Below are 23,067 nucleotides of genomic sequence, written 5' to 3' on the forward strand. Positions count from 1 at the left end.
CTGTAAGTTAGGTATCTTGAATACAGGTATAACATCCTAAATACTACTCTATGTTCCCAGAAGCGCGGTCATTAATGGCCGAGTAGTTCACATACTTCTTTATACTTTTTGACAAACCACGAAAAACGGCGCCAGCCCGCAATTGAGGCTGACGCCGTATTAACTTATTTAGTAGATAATCACTGGTTCACCCTTAGAGAGGGCGTGGAAACCAATTCCGGCGTTTTCGGGGTGCATGTTAATGCAGCCGTGTGAACCACCGCCGGTTTCCTTGTAGGCCGTCTTTGACCAGTCGTGGCGCCAACTGGCATCGTGGAAACCACAACCAGAAAGGGTAAATGGCGACCAGTACTGGACTGGACTGCTGTACTTGGATCCATCATCGTTGGTGCCCCGCAGGACCGATGGACTCTGCTGGTACATGATGTACCATACGCCCTTGGGAGTCCGGTTACCGGCGTTATTGCTCCCGCTGACGATGTCGGTACTCAAAACGCACTTGCCATTCTTGTAGAACCAGGCGTGCTGCTTGGCGAGGGAAACCGCGACGTAGGTTTTTCCAAGCCCGTCGTTGCTGATATTGTTGTACCCTGTTCCAAGATGGCTGTAGCCCTTGCCGTAAATATCGTTTTCGGCGTTAACCTGCTTCTTATTGGCGACCAGGGCACTTGCCAATGACTGGCCAGCCTGCTTACTGCTGATCTTCCAGCCGTAAGTCCCGGAATTCGTGGTGGTGACCACCTTTCCGGAAGCCGTCTTGAACTTGAAGGCCCTTCCCAAAGTGGCCTGCTTACGGTTAATCTGGTTGATCTTGGCCTTAATCGGTCCCGTCTTAAAGCTGTAATGACCGTTTTGGTAGGTGGCCCGGGCCACAACCTCAGCCGTGGTGAACCGGTAGTCCTTGTTTTGTACCCGGTAGGTCACGCTCCGGCCCTCAAGCTTGGTCAGCTGTTTCTTCTCGTTTTGCACAGTCGCACTGTTCGCGCTGAGGGGGATGATGAACTTTGGCTCCAGGTGGACGGTCCCATTGACAAATTCCCGGCTAACAGTCCTGGTTAACCCCTGGTCACTGTACTGGGTGCCCTTGACGGCGGGGATGACCTTCACCTTGCCATCCTGGTAGACGGCGTAGGCATCGTGGGGTGCCCGCCGGCCGCTGTTGAGCTGCTGGAGGCGGTTATTTACGGCCGCGTCGATGTCACCAAGTGCCGACTTATCTAGATTGGCCGGCTCAACAATCAGGTTGACCCGCCGCCGGGACGGGAAGAAGGTGTACTGCTCATGGAGTGCCTTAACGATCCGCCCCTTGTCGCTGGCGGTAAAGCCTGACCGGGTCGGCTTCCCGACGTAGACGAGCTTTTGCTTCACGTAAATCTTTGACGTTCGCTTCGTCTTGCTGACTTTATCATAGGCCTGTTGGGCGGTTAAGCCACCAACCGCCACGTGGTTAATGGTGACGTTGCGGTTGAAGTGGTTCCGCTGGTGCAGGTGAACGCCCAAAAGCAACACCAGCAAAAGCACGACCACCCCAGCAATGACCTTTTTCAGGGTTAGATTTTGCATTATTCAGTCCTCTTTGTCATATTTACTAGAGTCATATTACTGCGAATTGATGAAAATACAAGTGTTTGGCTTGCGGCAACTGCCCAGGGCCCCAACGTACCAACAGGGAGATAAATATTAATTTATAGGGCCATTCCCTTTGGCAAAAGTATCCACTATCGACGTGATGAGGATAATGATAAAACAAGTTATCGGGCAACGAGGGGGAGCGCACCAGATGTTAAGCTTTCAAAAGGATGTTGAATTGCCGTCTGCAGCGTCCCTATAATGGGGGATAAACTACGATAAGGTGGCGGTTATGATGATGAAAATGTATATTGCGGACGCCTTTACCAAGGAACTGTTCAAGGGTAACCCGGCGGCCGTGTGCTTTGTTGACCAGTGGCCCAGCGATGACCTGATGAGAAAGATTGCCATGGAGAACCGCTTCTCCGAGACAGCCTTTACCATCAAGCAGGACGACCACCACTACCTCCTTCGCTGGTTCACCCCGGGCGGCGAGATCGACCTCTGCGGGCACGCCACCCTGGCCACAGCCTTCATCATTTTTCAGACGGCGGCTCCTGCATCGACCGCGACGATTACCTTCACAACCACTAAGAGCGATGATCTGACGGTAACGAAGGTGGGGGATAAGTACGAGATGGCCTTCCCGTCCTATGACCTGAAGCCAATCGCGGTGACGGCTGAAATGACGGCGGCCTTCGGAGCCCGGCCGGTGGAAGCCTACTTGGGGCGGGACCTCCTCTGCGTTTTTGATGACGAACAGCTAGTCCGGCAGATGAACCCTGACCAGGAAAAGCTCAAGCACTTACCGGGCCTTTTGCAAAACGTCACCGCTCAAGGGACCGCCTACGACTGTGTTTCCCGGTCCTTTGCCCCCAAACTAGCAGTAGCCGAGGACCCCGTCTGCGGGAGTGGCCACTGTCACATCATTCCGTACTGGGCGAAAAAACTGGGGAAAGATAAACTAGTGGCTTACCAGGCCTCCCCGCGGGGTGGTGTCCTCTACTGCAACTACCAGGGGGCCATTACCAAATTAGCTGGTCACGCCGTCCTCTATTCCAGTGGGACCCTGCATATTTAGCCCCGGCGGATAAACAAATTTGGTCCAAATGTTAAAGAAAACCTTTACAAAAAGTTAGTGAGCAAGTACACTATAGGTAAATTGAAAGTTAGTTTTCTTCGGGGCCGGGTGAAATTCCCAACCGACGGTGACAAGGCAACTTGAAGTCCGTGACCCGCTAGTCGACAGTGACCAGCGGTTGAACCAGTGCAAGTCTGGTACCGACAGTATAGTCTGGATGGGAGAAGAAAAACGCTGTACAACACTACCAGTTTAAAATGACCCCGGATGACACCTTTGTTATCCGGGTTTTATTTTTACCCGCAGTGCCGTCAAAGGTGAAAGCTTAGCGCCCCAGGAGAAATCTTGGGACGCTTTTTTTGTTGGAGGGTGATGGAAATCAACGACCAGTACTTTATGAAAATCGCCATTGACCAGGCCAAACAGGCGACAGCCACCTGGCAGAATCCCCAGGTGGGTGCCGTAGTGGTCAAAGATGGTGAAATCCTTGCGAGTGGGCACACCCAGCGATTCGGTGGACCCCACGCGGAACGGGACGCCCTGACCAAACTCACGTCGGCACAGACCCAGGGGGCCACCCTTTATGTAACCCTGGAACCCTGCAACCACTACGGTAAGCAGCCCCCCTGCACCCAGTTGATCATCGACCGGGGGATTAAGCGGGTTGTCATTGCCGAGACCGACCCCCACTCCCTGGTGACGGGGAAGGGGATCGCCCAGTTACGCCAACACGGCATTACGGTGGTGATCGGGGTCAGTGAGCAGGCGGCCGCCCAGGTGAACCCCCACTACAACTTCTTCTTCCGCCACGGTCGTCCCTGGATCACGCTTAAACAGGCCATCAGCCTTGACCACCGTGTCAGTGCGGGCCCGGGACAGCGGACGGTGATCACTAACCGGGCGGTCTATGACCGGGTCCACCAGGAACGGGCCCGCTTTCAGGGGATTGTCATTGGCAGCACCACGGCAATTGTTGATAACCCAACATTGGTTCCCCAACCACAGCCGGCCTTCATGCCCGTGCGGATTGTTCTCGACCGGCGGGGGCGGTTAGCCGACCATCCCCAGTTGAAACTCCTCCACGATGGCCTGGCACCGACCTGGGTATTTACGGCCAGCCCAACCCTCGCTGACCGACTCAGCGCAACCACTGCCCGAGTATTCTGCCTGCCCACCTGTGGGGTAGAGGAGGTCGTTGCGGCGGTCGCCAAGGAGGGCCTCCAGTCGTTGTACGTTGAAGGGGGCCCGACGATTCACCGGGCCTTTGCGGCGGCTGACTTGGTCGAAGAGGTGACCACCTACATTGGCCCCCAGATGCTGGGACAAAACGGGGTTGCTGCCTTTACCCCGCCGGTCCCGTGGTCGTTTTTGGACCGGCAAGTGGAGCTGTTAGGAGATAACGTCAGGATCACAGAAAGGAAGCAGGAACATGTTTAGTGGCTTAGTTCAGGGAACTGGGAAGGTCCAAAAGCTGGCGGAGCAGGGCGAGACAATTGAGCTGACAATCGCCCCGACCAGTCCGGCACTAGTAGAAGAGTTGGCAATTGGTGATTCGGTCGCAATTAACGGGACCTGCCTAACCGTGGTCGGGCAAACGGGGACGCTTTTCCACGTCACCCTCATGCCCCAGACCTTTGAGAAGACGACGTTTAAGGACCTTCAGCCCGGTGACCTGGTAAACCTCGAGCGGTCCCTGCAGGTTGGTGACCGCCTGGAAGGGCACATTGTGACGGGCCACGTCGATGAGGTGACGGTGGTCCGGGAAGTGACGCCCAACGAGAACGCCATTGAGGTTCGCTTTGCCCTGCCGGCCCGCCTGGCTAACCAGGTGGTTCCCCAGGGGAGCGTCGCCATCAACGGGGTGAGCCTGACCGTCATGGACACCGGCGCGGACTGGTTCTCCGTCGGCCTGATTCCCCATACCCAGACGGTGACCAACCTGGATGACCTCCAGGTGGGCAGCCGGGTCAATATGGAAACTGATATTTTAGGAAAGTACGTTGCCGCAAATTTGCAGAAAGGGGCACAATAATGGACGTTAAAAAGATTCAAGCCGCAATTGACCACCTCAAGAAGGGTGGCCTGGTAATTGTAATGGATGACTTAGACCGGGAAGCTGAAGGGGACATGATTGGGCTGGCAAGTAAGGCCACCCCGGAGAAGGTCAACTTCATGACCAAGTATGCCCGGGGGCTAATGTGCGTCCCGATCGCGCCAGCGGTTGCTAAGCGGTTGGCCCTGCCCCAGATGACGGCGGACAACACCGACCCGTTTGGCACGGCCTTTACCATCAGTGTGGACCACAAGTCGACGACTACTGGGATCTCCGCCTTTGACCGCTGGCGGACGATCACCCACCTGGCCGACCCACAGGCCACCAACGCGGACTTCTATAAGCCCGGCCACATCTTTCCGCTGGTTGCCAAGGAAAACGGGGTGCTGGAACGGGACGGCCACACGGAAGCGGCCGTTGACCTGGCCAAGTTGGCTGGGGAGGAGCCGGTGGCCTATATCTGCGAGATCTTAAAGTCCAACGGGGAAATGGCCCGGTCCAAGGAACTTCACGAGAAGGCGGCTGAGTTCAGCCTGCCAATCATTACCATCAAGGACCTCCAGGAGTACCGGCGCAGTCGGGTTAGCCAGCCAGCTGAGGAGGTCCATCTGCCGAGCGAGTATGGTGACTTCCGACTCCGTCACTTTGCCGGGGATAATCTGGCCCTCATCAAGGGTGATGTTTCCGGGGACGAACCGGTGCTGGTCCGCCTGCATTCCGAGTGCTTTACGGGGGATGTCTTTGGCTCCTTGCGTTGTGACTGTGGGCCCCAACTCCACGAGGCCATGCGGCGGATTAACGCGGTTGGTCGGGGCGTCGTCCTCTACCTTCGCCAGGAAGGTCGCGGGATTGGCCTTGAGAATAAACTGCGGGCGTACCACCTCCAGGAGGAGGGGTACGACACGGTTGAGGCCAACACGGCACTGGGCTTCAAACCAGATGAGCGCCAGTATAAGGTGGCTGCGCAGATCCTCCGCCAGTTGGGGATCACGAAGATTGACCTTTTGACCAATAATCCGGATAAGATTGACCAGTTAGCGGCAGCGGGGATCACGATTCATGACCGCCTGCCACTGGAAATTCGGGCAAACAAGTACGACCGCCGCTACCTCGCAACGAAGAAGAACAAGTTCCACCACCTATTAGATTTGGAGGCATAATCATGGAAGAAATTACGGGAAAGTTTAACCAAAGCAACGCACGTGTGGGAATCGTGGTCGCCGACTTCAACGGCGCCGTCACGAGTAAGCTGGTTACGGGGGCCGTGGCCACGCTCACCAAGTTTGGCCTGGCAGATGACCAGGTGACGGTTTTCCACGTCCCGGGTGCCTTCGAGATTCCCTTTGCGGTTAAGAAGCTCCTGGATAAGGGGGAATTTGATGGCATCATGACCCTCGGGGCGGTAATCAAGGGCGAGACCGACCACTATGACCTGATTTGCCAGAACGTGGCCCGGGGGATCATGGAACTGAATCTCCAAGGGAAGGTCCCGGTAACCTTTGGCATCCTGACGACCGATAACATTGAACAGGCAATGCAACGGGCCGGCCTGAAGATGGGCAATGAGGGCGCCAGCACGGCCCAGAGCCTACTTGAGATGATGTCACTGAGTGGACAAATTTAAAACGCTTTCTTTTTTGCCGAAGTATTTCCCTTTTTGCCGAATAATTTCCTAAAGCACCTGCCCTTTATTTTTAAGATAGGGGTAAATCGTTAAAGAAGGGGAAATTATGTTAGGTATAAAAAATGTTTTAATTAATGCCCGGCCCCATCCATTGGGCGTTGGTCAAGAAGTCAATGTTTCATGGCAACTAAAGAGTGATCAGAAGAGCACTAACCAGGTTGCTTACCAGGTGAAGGTGTTTCACATGAAACATCAAGTTCTTGATACCGGGCGAGTTACTAGTGCTAAGAACTCCTTTATTACACTTCATCCCGATAAGAAGTGGCTGAGCAATGCTGATTACCGGGTAATCGTGATGGCTTGGGATAACCACCACAACCAGGCGACTAATGCGACATCGTTCAGTACCAGTCTTTTGTCACCCCATGATTGGCATGCCCAGTGGCGGCGGGTGGATCGACCTTACCAACAACGTCAAAAGGGATTTAACCACCAACCACCAGCCAGTTTGTTCCGTCGTATCTTTCGCCTCGCTGATAAGACGGTTGCCCGGGCCCGGATTTTTGCAACAGCCTTAGGAGCCTACCAAATAACAATTAACGGTCACCATCCTGATAAGCGTAAATTGGCGCCCGGCCACACGGCCTACCGCCGAATCCTCGATTTTCAAGACTACGATGTGGTTGAGCTGTTGCAAGCCGGTCAGAACATCATTGGAATGGAGGTCGGTGACGGCTGGTACTGTAACCCACAGACAATGCCGCCAATCAAGGGATTGAAACCGGATCACGCGGTACTATTTCAGCTAATGATTGATTACCAAGACGGCAGTCATGAACTAGTAGTTTCGGATGAAGCAACCCAGTGGCAAGAAAGCCCGGTCCAGGCTGCCGACCTGTATGCTGGTGAACTGTACGATGCCACTAAGAAGGTGGCGGGGTGGAATACCGTGGCTGCAACTTCCGGTTGGCGGTCGACAGTTGCTACAGAATATCCCCTGGTTAATTTACGGCCACAAATAAAGATGCCTGTACGACCAGTCTGTGAGTTAAAACCGGTCAAGCTAATCCACGCGCCTAATGGTGACCAGATTTTGGACTTCGGTCAGGTCCTAGCAGGGGTTGTCCGCTGCCGGATCAACGAAGAAAGTGGTCACCAGGTTAGCCTGGAACATACCGAAGTTCTCGACAAGGATGGCAACTACTTTATTAACACCAAGAGCGCGCTTGGGGTAACAGAGCAAAAGGACGTCTATATTGCCGACGGCCAGCCGGCGACCTTCGTACCTGACTTTACTTACCACGGCTTCCGTTACGTTCGTCTCAAGGGCTTTAGCAAGATTGACCTGGACGACTTTACGGCAATTGTCCTCTCTTCAACTGGTGAGGATTTAGGGAGCTTTAAGTGCTCAAACCAGCTAGTTAACCAACTCTACCATAATATTCTCTGGAGTCAGCAGGCGAATTTCTTCTCGATTCCAACCGATTGCCCCCAACGAGAAAAGGCCGGTTGGACTGGTGACGTTTGGGTTTACGGCCGGACGGCGCTGGAGAACGCCAACGAGACGCCCCTCTTAACTGAGTGGCTGGAAAATTTGGCTGCTGACCAAGAGGAAAACAATGGTATTGTCACCTTTACCTGTCCGGACACTAGCCAGTATCATGATTCGGGAGTAAAGATGGGGAAACAATTTGGTTGTAATGGCATCGTCAACTCCGCTGGTTGGGGGGACGTAGCAATCCACCTGCCAATCACGATGTATAACATTACTGACAATTTGGCGATCATTCGCCGCCAATACACAAGTATGCGCGCCTGGGGGGAGTACATTATTCGCCAGGCCCGGCAACGCAAGCCTGGTAGTCGCCTGCCAGATAAGATAGAGCTTCACCTGTGGAACACTGGCTTTCAGTATGGTGAATGGCTGATTCCAAGTGAAGCTACGGATAGCCAAGATTTTAAACAGATTATCGCCAATATGGCGCACTCGGCTTGTTATACGGCGCCAATTATTGGGTGGCTGTCAATGGTTGAATTGGCTAAAGCAGCGCAATTGCTACATAAGACCGGTGACCAGGTCAAGTATCAGACTGAGGCTGACTTAATGAAGTACGCGATTCAGCACGGCGGGGTAATTGACGCGGATGGCAACATGCCGTCAGACCTAATGGGGGCCTATGTTATGCCGATTGTCTTTGAACTAGTTCCGGCCCAGTTCAAGGACAAATTTGCTAGCCGCCTGTGTACTATTTTGCGGAAAAATAACTACCGGTTAGATACCGGTTTTCTCGGCACCCCCTTCCTACTTGACGCCCTGTGCAGGATCGGCCGGCGGGACCTAGCTTACCGGGTACTACTGCAGGAACAAACGCCAGGCTGGGTGGCGGAGGTTAAGCGGGGGGCAACGACTATTTGGGAGAGTTGGATTTCTTATGATAAGGATGGTAATCCGCTGCCAACTTCCTTTAACCATTACGCTAATGGCTGTGTCGCTAACTGGATGTTTAAAGACATTGGGGGCTTGGACCAGGAGAAGACTGACCATGGCTTTACTCAGCTGGTCTTCCAGCCCCATGTTGGATACGGTATTACCAACGCCCAGCGGACCTATGTAACAAGCCAGGGGACTGCCAAATGTGACTGGCGTGTAAGGGATGGTCATTTTGATATTCAAATTGAGGTACCAGCTAATTCCCGGGCCCGGGTGATGTTGCCAAACGGGCAGCAACACTATGTGGGGAGTGGTCATTACCACTTTGGCTGCCAAGTGAAATAGTTAGGAATTAAAATAACGACGTGGATTAGAAATCGTCATTTGCAGATTTCTGATCCACGTCGTTATTTAGTTTTAATATCGTTCTTTAATGATCTCTTGCAGGGACTTTCCCTGGGTATGCGGGGTCCAGATGACCCCAACAACTAGGGAGATAACAAGGAAGAGAATCAAGACAGTCCCCAAAACCTTTAATCCACCAATCTTCAATAATGAAGGAAAAACCAGTGACCAGATACCAGAGCAGCCATAAACAATGAAGAAGGATAAGCCCTGGGCACTGGCCCGGTACTTAGCGGGGAAAAGTTCAGTTGTCCATAGGCTGTACCATTGTTGGGCCCCCAGTCCGGCCGCCAAACCGTAGATGAGGATAAACAAAATTAAACAGGTCCAGTTCATTCCGCCGTAGGTTAGAATTACCCAGGCAACGATTTCTCCCAGGGCCCCGCAGGCAAATAACCGGCGGTAGGGATAACGGTCACCGAGTTTGGCAAAGAAAAAGTAGGTACCTAGTCCGGTGCATGCCCAGAGGACCATCTGAAGGGCATTGGCTTGAAGATTAGTCAGTCCCCCGGCTTGGACGTAGACGTAGGGCATGAAAAAGCCCATTGCGCCAGCGACAAGGTTCCAGAAGAGGTAGACCCCCAGGAGGAAGAGCAGCGACTTGAGGTTGGTTGGATTAGTAAAGAGGGCCCGGTACGGGTGCGCATCCTGGTGGCCACTTGCTGGCGGCGTAATCTTCGCCAGCTGGCACTGCAGTCGCCAAGTGATGATGGCGACGATACTCAGCAGGCTAAAAAGGATCCGGGTACCAATTAGGCCCAGTGGTGCGACCATCCCCCCAATTGCATAGATAATTGCGGGACCGATTGTCCAGGCAAATTGGGTGATTCCCACACTATGGGCCCGGCCGTGAGAATCGGTTGACTCACCGGCATAGGTCCAGGTTGTAGGAATCCCCCCGCCAACGGCTAGACCGGTCACGATAAAGCCGGTCAAAAGAAGGAAAAAGTTAGGGGCGCAGATAATTAGTATCGTCCCGAGCAAGTAGACCAGCATATCATAGCGAAAGATCATCTGCCGTCCCCACCGATCAGCAATCCAACCACCAATTAGGGCACCAAAGGCAGCGCCAAAAGCGTTAGCAGAACAGGCTCCCAGAGCTCCAACTTGAAGACTGCTCAAATTAAGGCTTTTTGTCCACAGGGCGAGCCCCGTACTACCGGTAACAATCGCCCCGGAATTTAAGAAATTAGCTAGTGGGACAGATTTAGCAGCGCGTGCGTTGATTTTACTTGTCATGGCGACCCTCCTACTTCAGTGCCTGCAGTTGCTGGTCAACTTTATCCAGGTCGGCTTTGTCAATTCCCAGTGGTCCACCATATTGGAGTAAGAATGGCCGGAGGGGCTGGTCAAAGACATCCTTTGGCAGCCGGCTCAGCTGCGGGAGACTGGTAAGCAGGCAGTCCTTGACCTTTTGATTAGCGAAGAGGTCCTTAATTTTACAGTTATTGTTAAAGACATACAGGAGGGGCCGGTCACTTGTGTAGGTGACGTCATAATGACCAGCACTTAGGTGGCAGGTGTGGTCATTAAAATTAGCGAAGATCTTGTTTGCTAGGGGAGCCTCCTGGTCAGCTAAGTAGGGCAGCTTAATAGTTGCCTGACAGTTGAATGGGACCGTTAGTTTGATATTCAGGTGGTGGTTATCGATAATTTGCCAGCTGATGTGCCAGTCACCACCAGCACCATGGTATGAAGCCGTGACAAACCTCAGCGACTTATCCGGGTGGGGAGCAAAGGCGAGGTTAGTAAAACCAATGTGGTTGGGGTCTTGGTGGAGACCAGCGGCATACCTAAATAGCCACTCAACGATGGACCCGTATGAGTAGTGATTAAGGCTCGACATTGAGGTTTCAATTTTACCGTCGGGGTTAACCGAATTCCACCGTTCCCAAATAGTTGTTGCGCCCATCTTAACGGCATATAGCCAGGAAGGAAAATCAGTATTGAGGAGGAGCTTGTAGACTAAGTCGGTCATCTTGTTTTGGGTAAGGACGTCTCCCAGTAACGGCGTCCCAGTAAAGCCGGTTTGCAGGTGGTCGCAATTGTCGCTAAAGGCTTTCCGCAGCATTGCCCGAACCTGGTCTGGATTCTTGCTGAGCTGGTATTTTAGCGCGAGTAACAACCCGGTCTGGGTCGCAATGCACGGCCGCCCGTTCGGCGCAAAGAACTCGTCTTCAATTCGCTGGCGAACCCGGCTAGCAAGCTCTTGGTAGCGGTCAGCTAGCTTGGTGTTACTGAGTAGGTTAGCGGCCTGGCTAACAATCATTGCACTATTGAAGTAGTATACGTCCGCAATGAAGCCCGCGTCTGTTCCACCGAAGACCTCGTTAGGATCATGGCGGGGGTTGTCTAATGCCAGCCAATCACCCCACTGGAAGACCCGCTCCCAGCCGTGGTCGTTGCCGTCAACTTTAGTAATGTAGTCAACCCAGTCGCGCATTAAAAAGAAGTTATCCCTGAGAATGTTACGGTCACCATAGAACTTGTAGAGGGTCCACGGGATAATCGTCGCAACGTCTCCCCAAACAGCTGCTGACTGCTTATCCTTGATGTAGTCGGGGATGACGTTGACGATACGGCCGTCACCTTTTTCCTGTTCCGTTCGCATGTCAAAGAGGTACTTTTTGTAAAAAGCTGCCGTGTCGGCAAAGTAAGTTGCTGTGGGGCAGAAGACCTGTGCATCCCCTGTCCAGCCCAGCCGCTCATCCCGCTGGGGACAGTCTGTTGGTGTATCGATGAAGTTGCTGTGCATTCCCCAACGGGCGTTATGAACCAGCTGGTTAATATTCTTATTTCCCGTACCGAGCTGCCCAGCGGGGGTCAAATCGGAGTAGAGGGCAAGACCGACAAAGTCATCCTTAGTAATGTTTTCCCAGCCGGTAACCTTAACATAGCGGTAACCATAGTAGGTAAATTGGGGACGAATCGTGTGCGGCTTCCCGTCAGAAACGTAGGAGAATTCTTGCTTGGCCGACCGTAGATTACCACGGAAAAAGCCGCCGTCCTGAAGGTGCTCACCAAATTGCAAGTAGAGGATGCTTTCTGCGGGACGGTCAACGGTAATCTGGAATGTCCCCGCAAAGTTTTGCCCCAGATCAAGGACGGTTTCGCCCTTAGCAGTGTGAATGATTCGTTTAACTGGTAGCTTTTCATGGATCTTAACCGGCAAGGATAGGCGGCCATGAAGTGGGGCGTGCTGGCTTTGATCGAGCTGGGCCGGGGTCAATTCAACTGGTTGGAGGGTATCGTCCCGCCGTTCACCGTCGTAGATTCCGGAAGATGTGATTGTTGAGCGGCCGACCGCCCAACTTTCGTCAGAATTAATTACTTCCTGACTGCCGTCAGCATAGGTAACGTGTAATTCGGCAATCAGTGACCAGGGGGCCTGCTTCTTAGGATCAACTGCTGGAGCATTAAGTCCGAACCGTCCCCGGTACCATCCATTACCAAGAAGAACTGCTAATTGGTTTTCACCTTGTAGCTGGTCCGTTACGTCATAGGTCTGGTACTGGAGCCAGGCCGCGTAATCATGGGTGCCGGGGGCAAGGTATTCGTTACCGACCCGGTGGTGGTTAAGGCAGGGAACATAAAGACCAAGTCCACAGATGTACAGGCGTGCTTTGGTAACTGTCTGTTGGCAATTAAATTTTTTGGTGAAGATGGGGTGGCGGTCAGTAGTTGACTGGCAGGTTATCCACTGGCCACTCCATGATTCGGTCATCTTGCCGGTCTCAAACCAGTCAATACCACTGGTGAAGGTCTGGTCAAGATCATTTTTTACACTCACTTGCCAATAGTAACGGGTGCGGGGGGCGAGCCTTGTTTGCAGGCGATAACCCAAGGGTGAAATATCAGCTTGCCAACCGGTATCTTCAACCGGGTTTTGCAGTTCCTGGTTAGTGGCGACCACAATCCGGGTAGCGGCTTGCCGGGTCCCTTCACTACCAGAAAAGTAGTAGGAAAGGCTTGTTGAGCTAAGGTCAAACCCGAGGGGCCGGGTGAGGTGGTTAACTTGTAGACGGTCAATTTTCATGGTAATACTCTCCTTCATTAACATTTTTATAGCGCTTTCATTGAATTATAGGTTGGCAGTTGTTAATCTGTCGTTACCTTTTTGGGCAATAAAGATAATAATTAGCTTTTAACTGCAAAAACGCTAATTATTATCAGCAAACGCTATTTTTTTACTGTAATCGGTTTCAAGGGCGCTATGATAACGGTAAAATAAAGGAGGCTGATGCCGTATGAAACAATATGAAATGATGGAACTAGAATACCAAGCACCCGCACCCGCGGGTTCAGCCGTTGATGTTGACTTAACGGCAACGTTTACTAGCAGTGATGGTCATTCGCAAACAGTCAGTGGCTTTTACGCTGGTAATGGGGAATACCGGGTCCGCTTTTATCCCCGGTTCGCAGGGCAGTACCACTACCAAGTAAGTGGGGTGGTCACGGACACCGGCGACCTGGTGTGCCAGCCTGCTGACGAAACCGCCACGGGAATTATTCGGGCAGCGGGGACCCACTTTAAGACAGAATCCGGTCACTGGTTTTACCCCTTTGGTATAACCGTTTATGCCTTAGCCCACCAAAGTGAAGCGGTAATTGAAGAGACGTTTAGGTCATTAACCGCGGCCCCCTTTAATAAGGTTCGACTCTGTATTTTCCCCAAGTGGTATGAATTTAACCACCGGGAGCCCCGCTGGTTGCCGTTTAAAAAGGACGGTGACCAATTCAATGTTGACCAGCCAGTTTGGGCGTACTGGGATAATTTAGATCGGGTGATTGCTCGTTTGAACCAGTTGGGGATCCAGGCCGACCTGATTCTTTTCCACCCCTACGACCACTGGGGACTAGCTAAGCTTAATACCAAGCAGTGCTTAACATATTTGAATTACGTTATTCGGCGGTTTAGTGCCTACCCCAATATTTGGTGGAGCCTGGCAAACGAGTACGACCTCTTACCGTTTAAAAAGGAGCAATGGCTGGCGATTGCCGATTACCTTCACCAAAACGACCCTTACCACCACCTGTTAAGTAACCACCATATGGTAATCCCATGGGACTTCAATAATCCGGCCACTACCCACATCTGCGTTCAAATTAAGAACGTGGACTACGTCAGCCGGACGATTCGTAAGTTCCAAAAGCCAATGATGGTCGATGAGTGTCGTTACGAAGGAAACATTAATGACGAGTGGGGAAACATTTCCGCCTTTGAAATGGTCAACCGGTTCTGGAAAGTTATTACCCAGGGCGCTTACTGTACACACGGGGAAACATATTTATCGCCGGACAACATCCTGTGGTGGGCAGCCGGTGGCAAATTGAAGGGGGAGAGTCCAGCACGGATTGCCTTCTTGAAGAAAATTGTCGAAAGCCTCCCCGGTCCCTTGGAATTTGCCGGAAATGATATGAATGAGGAAAAGTATAACCAACTCAAGGCCCGGGCGGCTAAACACCCGGCGGACTTTCCCGGCTTTGCCCACTATATGTTAGCTAAGCTTGACTGGCAGCAGGCGGAGAGCCTAATGAATAGCAACCGGGAATTCATTGGTAAGTGCCCTAACAATAGTGCCTTCTTGTATTATTACGACCGGCACTGTACCGCCCGGCCAACGATTAACTTGCCGACGGACGGTAAGTACCAGATTGAAGTGATTGACAGTTGGCAAATGACTAAGAAGATGGTTGTAGCGGGGGTCAACGGCCAAATTACCGTTAGCCTCCCTGGCAAGGAGGGGATGGCAATCCTTGCTCGCCGGATTGAATAATAAAAAACGAAGGAGCGATTGTAATGGAGGCTGCGAAAAAGATTGCGGCGTTAAAATTGTTTGCTAACCAGGTGCACGTAGCGACCGGTATGAACGTTGCCCTTTTAGATGACCACCGCGAACATATCATTAGTAGCGGTGAGTTTGAGGGGCAGTTATTCAACTTCTTCTTGCACGAAAACCTGTACACGAAACTGCAAGACCAGGCACAAGTTAACCAGCCAATCTTATTCAGCGACCGCCTTGATTTCAACTGGCTAGCTGAATGGGTGTCATATGATGACCAGCGTAAATACTTGGCGTTATTCGGGCCAGTCTTTATCCACCCGGTTTCAATCGGTAAAATGGATACCCAGTTGTTATTGATGCACCACTCGCATGATGAGATCAACATGGCGAATATATTGGTAAAGAAAATTCCAACGATTCTTCCCCAGATGCTCAACCAGTACGCCATTATGCTCCATTACTTAATTTACCAGACTGCGACTACCCCACAGAACTTTGCTAGTATTCAGGTTGACAGTAAGACCGCCACTAAAATAAAAAGGAAGAATGCAGAGGCCGACATGCGGAGCGAGCGGCAGATCCTTGACGCAATTCGTGATGGGAACTTAAACTACCGCGAAATTCTTGACCAGAGTTCATTTAACTCTAATGGCGACCTCCTCCTCAGCTCGGGCACCCCCCTCCGTGATGGTAAGGACACCCTGATGATTTTTTGTGCATTAGGCGCTCGAGCGGCGATGGATGGTGGGATGCCTGCCGAGACGGCCCAAAAGATCCAGAATAACTTTTTACAGGCAATTGAAGATGCTGCAACGACGAGCTCTTTGGAAACATTAGCTCGTGAGATGCTGAGCGAGTACGTAACCCGGGTCCATGAATATCGGCAACAAAGTGGGGTCTCCAGTACGGTTTTAAGATGCTGTGACTACATCCAACTCCATGCTAAAGATGACCTAAACGTTGAACAGATTGCCCAGCGGATGGGCTATACAAAATACTACTTTACAAAAAAATTCTACGCCGAGACGGGAATTCGCTTAAAGCAGTACATAAATCAAGTCCGAATTCGGGAGGCCCAGATCCTCTTAACCACCACCAACCGGAGCGTCCAGTATATTTCCGAGGAACTCCACTTCGGCACCCGGAACTACTTTACAAAGGTCTTCCATAAGGTTGTGGGGATGGGTCCCTGGGAATACCGGAAGCAAAAGCAGAATGTTGATATGAAGGAGTAGGAGAATGCAAAAAGGGGCGCTAGTGTTCGGATTTTCCGGGCACTAGCGCCCCCCTTCTTTTATTATCAAATTTAGTAATTTTTTCACGAAATTATCGCAATCAGTTAAAATAAATCCTATTTAGCTAATTTTTGCCCTACCAATGTATCCGCTTTCTTTATGATATGGGGTGTAATTAGGGCAAACCTAAATGGCTCCCTCATCGGCAGTTAAGGCGCCAAGAATAGTTGGTGGGGGTTGGTAATCGTTACTTACAAGGATAAAAAAGAAAGCGTGAATAGTATGTTTGGCAAAAAAGCAGCAGCCCGGAAGCAAAAACCGGACTATGTTAGTCAAAAGGATCTATGGTGCTGGCAAAGTCGTGAAGTTTCACGGTCAATTGTTATTCTATTTGCCGGTTTCTTAATGTTGTACTGTACTGACACCCTACAGATGTCTGCCGCAATTGTTAGTGTTGTAATGGTTGTGTCAAAGGTTGTTGATGCCTTTTCTAACGCTATTGCGGGTTGGATCGTTGATAACGCCCCCGTCACCCGGTGGGGGAAAGCACGACCATTCGAATTATTCGTTATTGGCCTATGGTTAGCAAATTTCCTGCTCTTCTCGACGCCGAGTTGGTTTAGTATGACCGCCAAGGTAATCTGGGTATTCGTGATGTACACCTTGGTTAATTCAATCTTCTACCCAATCCTGGTGGCTTCAAATACGGTGTACTTCCCACGGGCATTCAAGAAACCACAGATTAACAAGATTACTTCAATCGGTGGAATCATTGTTATGCTAGTTTCAATCCTGTTCAATATTCTCTTCCCAATGATGCTCAAGGTTTACGAAAATAGTGCTGCTGGCTGGAGTCATTTAGCATTAATCTGGGCCATTCCAATGGCCATCTTGGGCCTGTTCCGGATGTTCTTCATTCCTGAAAAATACCAAATTGATTCTTCTGCCCAGGATGCCAAGAAGGCTAACCGGGTTAGCTGGAAGGATATTTTGACGGTTTTGAAGAATAACCGTTACATCTGGATTATCTGCTTTGCTGGTTTCTTCTTCAACTTTATTACCAGCATGGGGGTCCAGGTTTATTACTACAAGTACATTGCCCACAACGTTGGTGCTATGGGAATTGTATCCGCGGCAAACATCATCGTCCTGCCATTGGCCTTCCTGTTCCCCCGCTGGATCAAGAAGTTTTCGACTGCCAAGCTGATGTCAGCCGGGTTCTTCATCGCTTCACTCGGTTACCTGATTAACTACTTTGCGGGTGGCAACGTTCCACTGTTGATGGTTGGCCAAATTCTTTTTGGAGCCGGGGCGGTACCATTCTCAATGCTCCTGGTTCTCTTGATTCTGGATTGTGCTGACTTTAACGAATACCGGGGATTAGCCCGGATGGAAGGAACAATGTCAAGCCTGAATAACCTGATGAACATGCTGGGTGCGGCGCTTGGTTCTGCCGGCCTAGGAGTTTTCTTAAGTGCCTATGGTTACACCGGTTCAGCCGCCACGAACTCGGGCTTGTCAATCCTGATGATTCGGCTGCTCTTCTCAGTGGTTCCCGCTGTGCTCTTCTTCATGCTTGGCTTCCGCCTGCTTGGTTATAACAAGCTGGATGCTCAGCTACCAACCATTCGTGAAGCGTTAAAGAAGAAGCGGGCTCAGCAAGCAAGCGATAAGGGTACTCCAGAAAAATAGTTTTAGGTTCAAAAGTCATAACTAAGTTAAGCTATGGCTTTTTCATTTAAGGAGGAAATGAACGATGACGGAAAAGTATTTAAACTCCGCGCTTAGTGCAGAGGAGCGGGCGAAGGACCTGCTAAGTAAGATGTCACTAGCCGAAAAGTTAGGGCAAGTCCAATGCTTTGGACGGGCTCAAATGGGAAAGCGGAAGGCGGACGACCTCTTTCCCCACGGCTTCGGCCAGGTTTCTAACCTGATTGCTGTGGCAATGCCAACAGAGCAGGCGGTTGCCAAGATGGTCAACGAAGACCAGCGATTGGCAATGCGCCTGTCTGACCACCACATCCCAGCTTTGTTCCATATTGAGTCACTGTCGGGCCCCCTGGTGGCTAATTCAACAACCTTTCCATCAGGAATTGGTCAGGCTTCGACCTGGGACCCCGTCCTTGAGGAAGAGGTTGGGAAGGTCATTGGTAAGCAGAGTCGGGCAGTGGGAATGCGGCAGGTGTGTGCCCCCGTCCTTGACGTCACCCGCGATCCCCGCTTTGGCCGGGATGGATGCCGAGTTGCCAATTGTTAACTGTTACAACCAGGACCTGGTAAAGATGATTGAGAATGGCCAACTAGATGAGGCCTACCTTGACCGGGCCGTTTATCACACCCTTGTAACGAAGTTTAAACTCGGCTTATTCGAACACCCCTTTGCTAAAGAAAACGATGAGGTCGCCAAAATTTACAGTGACCCGGCAGCAAAGAAGATTAGCCGGGAGGCGGCTGCTAAATCAGTTATCATGCTAAAAAACGATGGTGCATTGCCGCTCAACACTGAAACCAAGAGGATTGCCGTAATCGGCTGCCACGCCGATTCAGTTCGGTCCCTTTTTGGCTGCTACACCTATATGGGGATGAAAGAATCAACGGTCGGGGTTAAGGTCACGATGGCCGGAATCGAAACCGATGATGATTCACCGGTTAACCCCCACGCAACCGTGAATACCTATCCCGGGTCAATCGTGCACCGTCAACCGGCTGCCGTTGAGAAACTGACCCGGCAGTGTTACCCACAGGCAAAGAGTCTCTTTGCTGCGCTTAAGGACGCCTGTCCACGGGCAACTGTCGAGTACGCATACGGCTTCCCCTATGTCGGCAATGACGATACGCACTTCGCTGAGGCCCTTGCAGTAGCTAAGAAGGCGGATGTTGTTGTTCTGACGCTTGGTGGTAAGTACGGCTGGAACATGACCTCGACCACCGGGGAAGGGATTGATTCCCAAAGCATTAACCTGCCGGCAATTCAGGATAAGTTTATTAAGCAGGTTGCCAAGCTAGGCAAGACCTTAGTAGGGGTCCACTTTGACGGCCGGCCGATTTCCAGTGATGTGGCCGATAAGTACTTAAACGCCATTATTGAGGCCTGGACACCTGGCGAATTCGGTGGGGAAGTCCTGGCCGACATTATGACGGGCAAAATTAACCCGTCCGGCAAGCTAACCTGCTCGGTAGCCCGGAACGCCGGACAAATTCCGGTTTACTATAACCATGACAATGGTTCGGGGACTGATACAGGGGCATCCGCAGCCTTCAATACTTACGTTGACGGGCCGCGGACACCACGCTATGCCTTTGGCCACGGACTCTCATACACGAGCTTTAAGGTTGACCACCTGCGAGTTGACCATGACCAAGTCACCCCTGATCAAGTATTTAAGGTCAGTGTGGACGTTAAAAATACTGGCCACGTGGCCGGTGCCGAGGTTGTCCAACTCTACTTTCGAGACGAGGTCGCCTCAATGGTTCGGCCCAATAAGCAGTTAGCCGGGTTCAAACGGGTTGAACTCCAACCTAGTGAGAAGGAGACGGTTACCTTCATCGTCAACCCGAGCCTGTTCGCTTTCTTGGATGAAGATATGAAGTGGAAGGTTGAGCATGGCCAGTTCACCTTGTTGGCTGGGGATGTATCGGATAACTTGAATACCAAAGGAAAGGTCACCGTCACAAAGGATGCCCTGATTGACGGCACGAAGCGGCAATTTGTTGCCCAAGTTGAATAAAAGAAAAATGAAGCGGCTGCTAACACCCGGTAAATACGGCAGTTAGCAGTCGCTTTGTATTTGTAATTGTAAAGGGGAATCATAAATAAGTCCATTACGCTTCCCAACTGGCTGTGGCAAACCACTATTAAAAAATCATTAGTCGAAGCTGGTGGTCATTAACCCCGGGCTTCACTAATCAGCGACGGGCAAAGAAAAGCCAAGAATTATACGATGCTAGACTGGAGTTAGCAGTCGCCAAAAAGTACCTGGCCCTGTGGCCCCACAAAATATAAATAGTGAAACAATTGCTCCCTAAAAAGCGCGGCCCTCTACAAGTAATTTAATTGCCTGTAGGGGGCCATTTAAGTAGTTGCTATTTATTTGTTTGGATAGCGTGATCCTTGCTGCTGGCGTTCTTGCTAGCCATCTTGTTCAGGTAGGACCAGATTTGTGGTCGATAACGTCGTAAGCCAACTAGTGAAAGAAGGTAGGCAACGATACAAATACCAATCCACAGGGGACTTTGGGAAATAAATGCGGCAAAGATCAAGGCGTTGATTGGTCGGGCCATCAGGTTAAAACTAGTGATCATTACCACCCCGGCTGGTAGGGCGACGCCAAAGTGTGAAACCGCGCCGGTGTAGATTGACCCCAGCCAGGATGAAGCATAGAGGCCGACGCTAAACCAGACGACCCCATTGGCAATCACCTTGGCGATATTACCATTAGTCAGTGCAACAAATGATTCACACATGTATGGCAGGGCAATCAGGTCGACCACTGGAAGGGTCCGATTGCCGGGGAGGAGAAAGGCAATTGCCACCATAATGGGGATAAGAATCATTCCCGAGAGGATAGTGGTCGTTTCACCGTACCCCACACCATCATCGACTACGAGGAACCACTGTTTCTTATTGGAAATGGTCCCTTCCTTGGCGTCCTGGGCCTTGCGGTGGGCATCAATTTCGTTGGCCAGTGGGACAAAGGCATCGGCAAAGATCTTTGTCACCAGGGGGAAGATGGTCATGACCGCTGCTAGTTGGATGGCAAACTGGAGAATTTGGCCCCAGGCCTTAAAAGTGAAGAGGTCAGTCAAATTACCTAATATCCCAATGAAAACACCGAGGATGGCACCAAGGAAAGTTGGCTCACCAAGGACACCGAAACGTTTTTTGAGACCATTGGGGGTGATGGCAATCCTGTTGAGCCCCAGGCAATTCCACAGCGGGTCCAGAATGATGGCGGGAATCACCATTTCAATGTTGTGGAGGCAACAGGTACAGGCGTTGGGAATCTGGTAGTACTTTGACCACCGGTCGGCCTGGATCTCGGACAGAATCAGTGAAAAGCAAATTAGAAACGCTGGTAGGGCAAGGGCAATCCATAACTTGCCGGTGGCGTAATAGGCGAGCACGCCCCAAATCATATCCCCGTAATTGTTCCAGAGACCGGAGGGGACGAGGACTTTTGTGATACCGAGCCAGAAAAGGATAAGCTCGAAGATGAGGGCCAAAACAAAGATCAGGATACCGACTGGCGCCCCGAACGCGGCCAGTGATCCCGCCTGCCACCCAAGGTCAACAATCGGGAGGTTAATGCCCGTTGAATGGACCATCTGCTTGATGATCTTAGTGACGAGCGGGGTAAAGGCGGTAATGATCCAGGAAAAACCAGTCAATCCGACCCCGGCATACAGACCGGAAGCAAGGGCGACTTTAGGACGCACCCGCAGGCATAGGGCAATGATGAAGATCATTACCGGCACCACGACGGTAGCGCCGAATGCCGCAAAGAAGTGGGTTAAGGTCGTCAGCATTAAGCGTCCTCCTTGCTATTGAGGCGGTCAATCATTAGGCGGAGCTTCTTGATGCTCATGCTACCGAGACTAACCATTGCCATCAGGGTCATCGAAGCAGCATTTTGGAGCATTCCTTCGATCGTTGCTTCCGTCTTCTGTCGCTTTTGGGGATCCATTGCTTCCAGCGTTTGGTCATCAATCTTCAAAACCTGGTGCTGCATAACCTTGGCCAGTTCCTTCTTAGCGTCGGGGTGGTCGATTACCTCGGCAATTGGCGTATAAATTGAGTAGTGAATTGGCAGCTTGGTCGTGGCTATTACCGTGATTGAACCGGTTAATGGTAAGTGCCGGCTTGAGTCACCAATTGCTAGTTGATAGTTTCCAGACTCAACTGTCCAGTTATGAATTTGTTCGTTCCAGTACTGGAAGCTTTCCCGGTTAAGGATAAAGGTGATCTGCTGAGTTTCCCCGGCCTTTAAGAAACATTTCTGGAAGCCTTTGAGCTCACGGACAGGACGCAGGACGGCGGAGTGCTGGCAGCCAATGTATAGCTGAGCAGTCACTGCCCCAGCCTGCTTGCCAGTGTTAGTTACGTCACAGCTAATAGTTGCCTGGTCGGTGTCCTTCATGCTGCTTGTTGAAAGCGTTAGGTTAGTAAATTTAAAGGTCGTGTAGGAGAGACCGGCACCAAATGGGAAGTTAACTGCGACTTTCTTCTTGTCGTAATAACGGTAACCGACGAAGATGTTTTCCCGGTAGTGGACTGTCCCTTTTTCACCAGGGTAGTTGAGGTAGGAAGAAGTATCCTCCAGTCGTTGAGGATAAGTTTCCGTTAGGTGACCAGAAGGGTTAGCTTGACCGTAGAGCAGTTGACCGGTGGCCTCGCCGACCCCTTCACCAGCTAAGCCCATGTTCATGATGGCAGCAACGTCATCTTTCCATGGCATTTCAACTGGTGAGCCAGTGTGGAGGACGACCACCGTATTCGGCTGGACGGCGCTAATCGCGTGAATCAGCTGGTTTTGGTTAGCAGGCATTTTCATGGTTGTCCGGTCTTCACCCTCAGTTTCGTAACGGTCAGGAAGGCCAGCAAAGATAACTACCACATCGGCACCCTGGGCAGCAGTTACTGCGGCAGTTTCTAATTGATGGTCAGGGTCGTCACTATCGGCATCGTAACCAGGCACAAAGTTAATGTTGAGGTGTTGGTCCTTAGCATAATCAAGGGCAGAGCTGACCTTGTAGGCGTTAACGTGCGAACTACCGCCACCTTGGAAGCGTGGCTTTTGGGCGAAGGCGCCGATAAAGGCTACCTTTTGTCCCTTATTTAACGGGAGCAAGTTATGTTTGTTTTGCATAAGCACGTCTGACTGGG

16 protein-coding genes and 1 riboswitch are annotated in these 23,067 nt (G+C 51.4%); of the genes, 11 read left to right on the top strand and 5 right to left on the bottom strand.

Going from position 1 to position 23,067, the window contains the following annotated elements:
• Positions 1-168: 168 nt before the first annotated feature.
• Entirely contained in the window at positions 169-1,563 is a 1,395-nt protein-coding gene (locus QOS01_RS05990; protein ID WP_283621527.1) for a L,D-transpeptidase, read from the bottom strand.
• Positions 1,564-1,867: 304 nt separating this feature from the next.
• Here QOS01_RS05990 and QOS01_RS05995 point away from each other — a divergent pair, with 304 nt between their 5' ends.
• From QOS01_RS05995 to QOS01_RS06020, 6 genes are all read left to right on the top strand, one after another.
• Positions 1,868-2,650, top strand: a complete 783-nt coding sequence (locus tag QOS01_RS05995; protein WP_283621562.1) for a PhzF family phenazine biosynthesis protein — start codon at positions 1,868-1,870, stop codon at positions 2,648-2,650.
• A gap of 90 nt (positions 2,651-2,740) precedes the next feature.
• Positions 2,741-2,883, top strand: a riboswitch (FMN riboswitch).
• 145 nt (positions 2,884-3,028) lie between these two features.
• Positions 3,029-4,087 (top strand): bifunctional diaminohydroxyphosphoribosylaminopyrimidine deaminase/5-amino-6-(5-phosphoribosylamino)uracil reductase RibD, encoded by a 1,059-nt coding sequence (gene ribD / locus QOS01_RS06000; protein ID WP_283621563.1) that lies wholly within the window; start codon positions 3,029-3,031, stop codon positions 4,085-4,087.
• Positions 4,080-4,682, top strand: a complete 603-nt coding sequence (locus QOS01_RS06005) for a riboflavin synthase (protein ID WP_283621528.1) — start codon at positions 4,080-4,082, stop codon at positions 4,680-4,682. Before ribD ends, QOS01_RS06005 begins: the two co-directional genes overlap by 8 nt.
• Positions 4,682-5,863 (top strand): GTP cyclohydrolase II, encoded by a 1,182-nt coding sequence (gene ribA / locus QOS01_RS06010; RefSeq protein WP_283621529.1) that lies wholly within the window; start codon positions 4,682-4,684, stop codon positions 5,861-5,863. Before QOS01_RS06005 ends, ribA begins: the two co-directional genes overlap by 1 nt.
• A gap of 2 nt (positions 5,864-5,865) precedes the next feature.
• On the top strand, positions 5,866-6,327 hold the full coding sequence (gene ribH / locus QOS01_RS06015) for a 6,7-dimethyl-8-ribityllumazine synthase (RefSeq protein ID WP_283621530.1): 462 nt from the start codon (positions 5,866-5,868) through the stop codon (positions 6,325-6,327).
• A 106-nt stretch (positions 6,328-6,433) separates the two neighbouring features.
• Positions 6,434-9,103, top strand: coding sequence for an alpha-L-rhamnosidase (locus QOS01_RS06020; protein ID WP_283621531.1), 2,670 nt, complete (start codon positions 6,434-6,436; stop codon positions 9,101-9,103).
• A gap of 72 nt (positions 9,104-9,175) precedes the next feature.
• Here QOS01_RS06020 and QOS01_RS06025 read toward each other — a convergent pair whose 3' ends face one another.
• Together QOS01_RS06025 and QOS01_RS06030 are read right to left on the bottom strand one after the other, a co-directional pair.
• Positions 9,176-10,402 carry an MFS transporter gene (locus tag QOS01_RS06025; RefSeq protein ID WP_283621532.1) on the bottom strand — a complete coding sequence of 409 codons (1,227 nt, stop codon included), beginning with the start codon at positions 10,400-10,402 and terminating at the stop codon, positions 9,176-9,178.
• A 10-nt stretch (positions 10,403-10,412) separates the two neighbouring features.
• Complete coding sequence (locus QOS01_RS06030) at positions 10,413-13,199, bottom strand: alpha-L-rhamnosidase (RefSeq protein ID WP_283621533.1); 2,787 nt, start codon at positions 13,197-13,199, stop codon at positions 10,413-10,415.
• Positions 13,200-13,410: 211 nt separating this feature from the next.
• Between QOS01_RS06030 and QOS01_RS06035 the strand changes: the two genes are divergently transcribed.
• From QOS01_RS06035 to QOS01_RS06055, 5 genes are all read left to right on the top strand, one after another.
• On the top strand, positions 13,411-14,940 hold the full coding sequence (locus tag QOS01_RS06035; RefSeq protein ID WP_283621534.1) for a DUF5060 domain-containing protein: 1,530 nt from the start codon (positions 13,411-13,413) through the stop codon (positions 14,938-14,940).
• A gap of 23 nt (positions 14,941-14,963) precedes the next feature.
• Positions 14,964-16,184: a helix-turn-helix transcriptional regulator gene (locus QOS01_RS06040; protein WP_283621535.1), complete on the top strand. Its 1,221-nt coding sequence runs from the start codon at positions 14,964-14,966 to the stop codon at positions 16,182-16,184.
• Positions 16,185-16,466: 282 nt separating this feature from the next.
• A complete protein-coding gene (locus QOS01_RS06045; protein WP_283621536.1) occupies positions 16,467-17,876 on the top strand; it encodes an MFS transporter in 1,410 nt (469 codons plus the stop codon).
• A 64-nt stretch (positions 17,877-17,940) separates the two neighbouring features.
• Positions 17,941-18,441, top strand: a complete 501-nt coding sequence (locus QOS01_RS06050; RefSeq protein ID WP_283621537.1) for a glycoside hydrolase family 3 N-terminal domain-containing protein — start codon at positions 17,941-17,943, stop codon at positions 18,439-18,441.
• Complete coding sequence (locus tag QOS01_RS06055) at positions 18,383-19,912, top strand: glycoside hydrolase family 3 C-terminal domain-containing protein (RefSeq protein WP_283621538.1); 1,530 nt, start codon at positions 18,383-18,385, stop codon at positions 19,910-19,912. The genes QOS01_RS06050 and QOS01_RS06055 overlap by 59 nt, the downstream gene beginning before the upstream one ends.
• A 355-nt stretch (positions 19,913-20,267) precedes the next feature.
• Here the strand turns inward: QOS01_RS06055 and QOS01_RS06060 are convergent, their stop codons facing one another.
• On the bottom strand, positions 20,268-21,710 hold the full coding sequence (locus QOS01_RS06060) for a PTS galactitol transporter subunit IIC (RefSeq protein WP_283621539.1): 1,443 nt from the start codon (positions 21,708-21,710) through the stop codon (positions 20,268-20,270).
• A complete protein-coding gene (locus tag QOS01_RS06065) occupies positions 21,710-23,050 on the bottom strand; it encodes a glycoside hydrolase family 3 C-terminal domain-containing protein (protein ID WP_283621564.1) in 1,341 nt (446 codons plus the stop codon). The genes QOS01_RS06060 and QOS01_RS06065 overlap by 1 nt, the downstream gene beginning before the upstream one ends.
• Between the last annotated feature and the right edge of the window lie 17 nt (positions 23,051-23,067).

This window comes from Limosilactobacillus avium (genome assembly GCF_947381485.1).
Lineage (GTDB): Bacteria > Bacillota > Bacilli > Lactobacillales > Lactobacillaceae > Limosilactobacillus > Limosilactobacillus avium.

Bases quoted from the DNA above. Each gene is read 5' to 3' on its own strand.
- QOS01_RS05990 (WP_283621527.1), bottom strand. From the start codon at position 1,563: ATGCAAAATCTAACCCTGAAAAAGGTCATTGCTGGGGTGGTCGTGCTT.
- QOS01_RS05995 (WP_283621562.1), top strand. From the start codon at position 1,868: ATGAAAATGTATATTGCGGACGCCTTTACCAAGGAACTGTTCAAGGGT.
- QOS01_RS06005 (WP_283621528.1), top strand. From the start codon at position 4,080: ATGTTTAGTGGCTTAGTTCAGGGAACTGGGAAGGTCCAAAAGCTGGCG.
- ribA (WP_283621529.1), top strand. From the start codon at position 4,682: ATGGACGTTAAAAAGATTCAAGCCGCAATTGACCACCTCAAGAAGGGT.
- ribH (WP_283621530.1), top strand. From the start codon at position 5,866: ATGGAAGAAATTACGGGAAAGTTTAACCAAAGCAACGCACGTGTGGGA.
- QOS01_RS06020 (WP_283621531.1), top strand. From the start codon at position 6,434: ATGTTAGGTATAAAAAATGTTTTAATTAATGCCCGGCCCCATCCATTG.
- QOS01_RS06025 (WP_283621532.1), bottom strand. From the start codon at position 10,402: ATGACAAGTAAAATCAACGCACGCGCTGCTAAATCTGTCCCACTAGCT.
- QOS01_RS06030 (WP_283621533.1), bottom strand. From the start codon at position 13,199: ATGAAAATTGACCGTCTACAAGTTAACCACCTCACCCGGCCCCTCGGG.
- QOS01_RS06035 (WP_283621534.1), top strand. From the start codon at position 13,411: ATGAAACAATATGAAATGATGGAACTAGAATACCAAGCACCCGCACCC.
- QOS01_RS06040 (WP_283621535.1), top strand. From the start codon at position 14,964: ATGGAGGCTGCGAAAAAGATTGCGGCGTTAAAATTGTTTGCTAACCAG.
- QOS01_RS06045 (WP_283621536.1), top strand. From the start codon at position 16,467: ATGTTTGGCAAAAAAGCAGCAGCCCGGAAGCAAAAACCGGACTATGTT.
- QOS01_RS06050 (WP_283621537.1), top strand. From the start codon at position 17,941: ATGACGGAAAAGTATTTAAACTCCGCGCTTAGTGCAGAGGAGCGGGCG.
- QOS01_RS06060 (WP_283621539.1), bottom strand. From the start codon at position 21,710: ATGCTGACGACCTTAACCCACTTCTTTGCGGCATTCGGCGCTACCGTC.
- QOS01_RS06065 (WP_283621564.1), bottom strand. From the start codon at position 23,050: ATGCAAAACAAACATAACTTGCTCCCGTTAAATAAGGGACAAAAGGTA.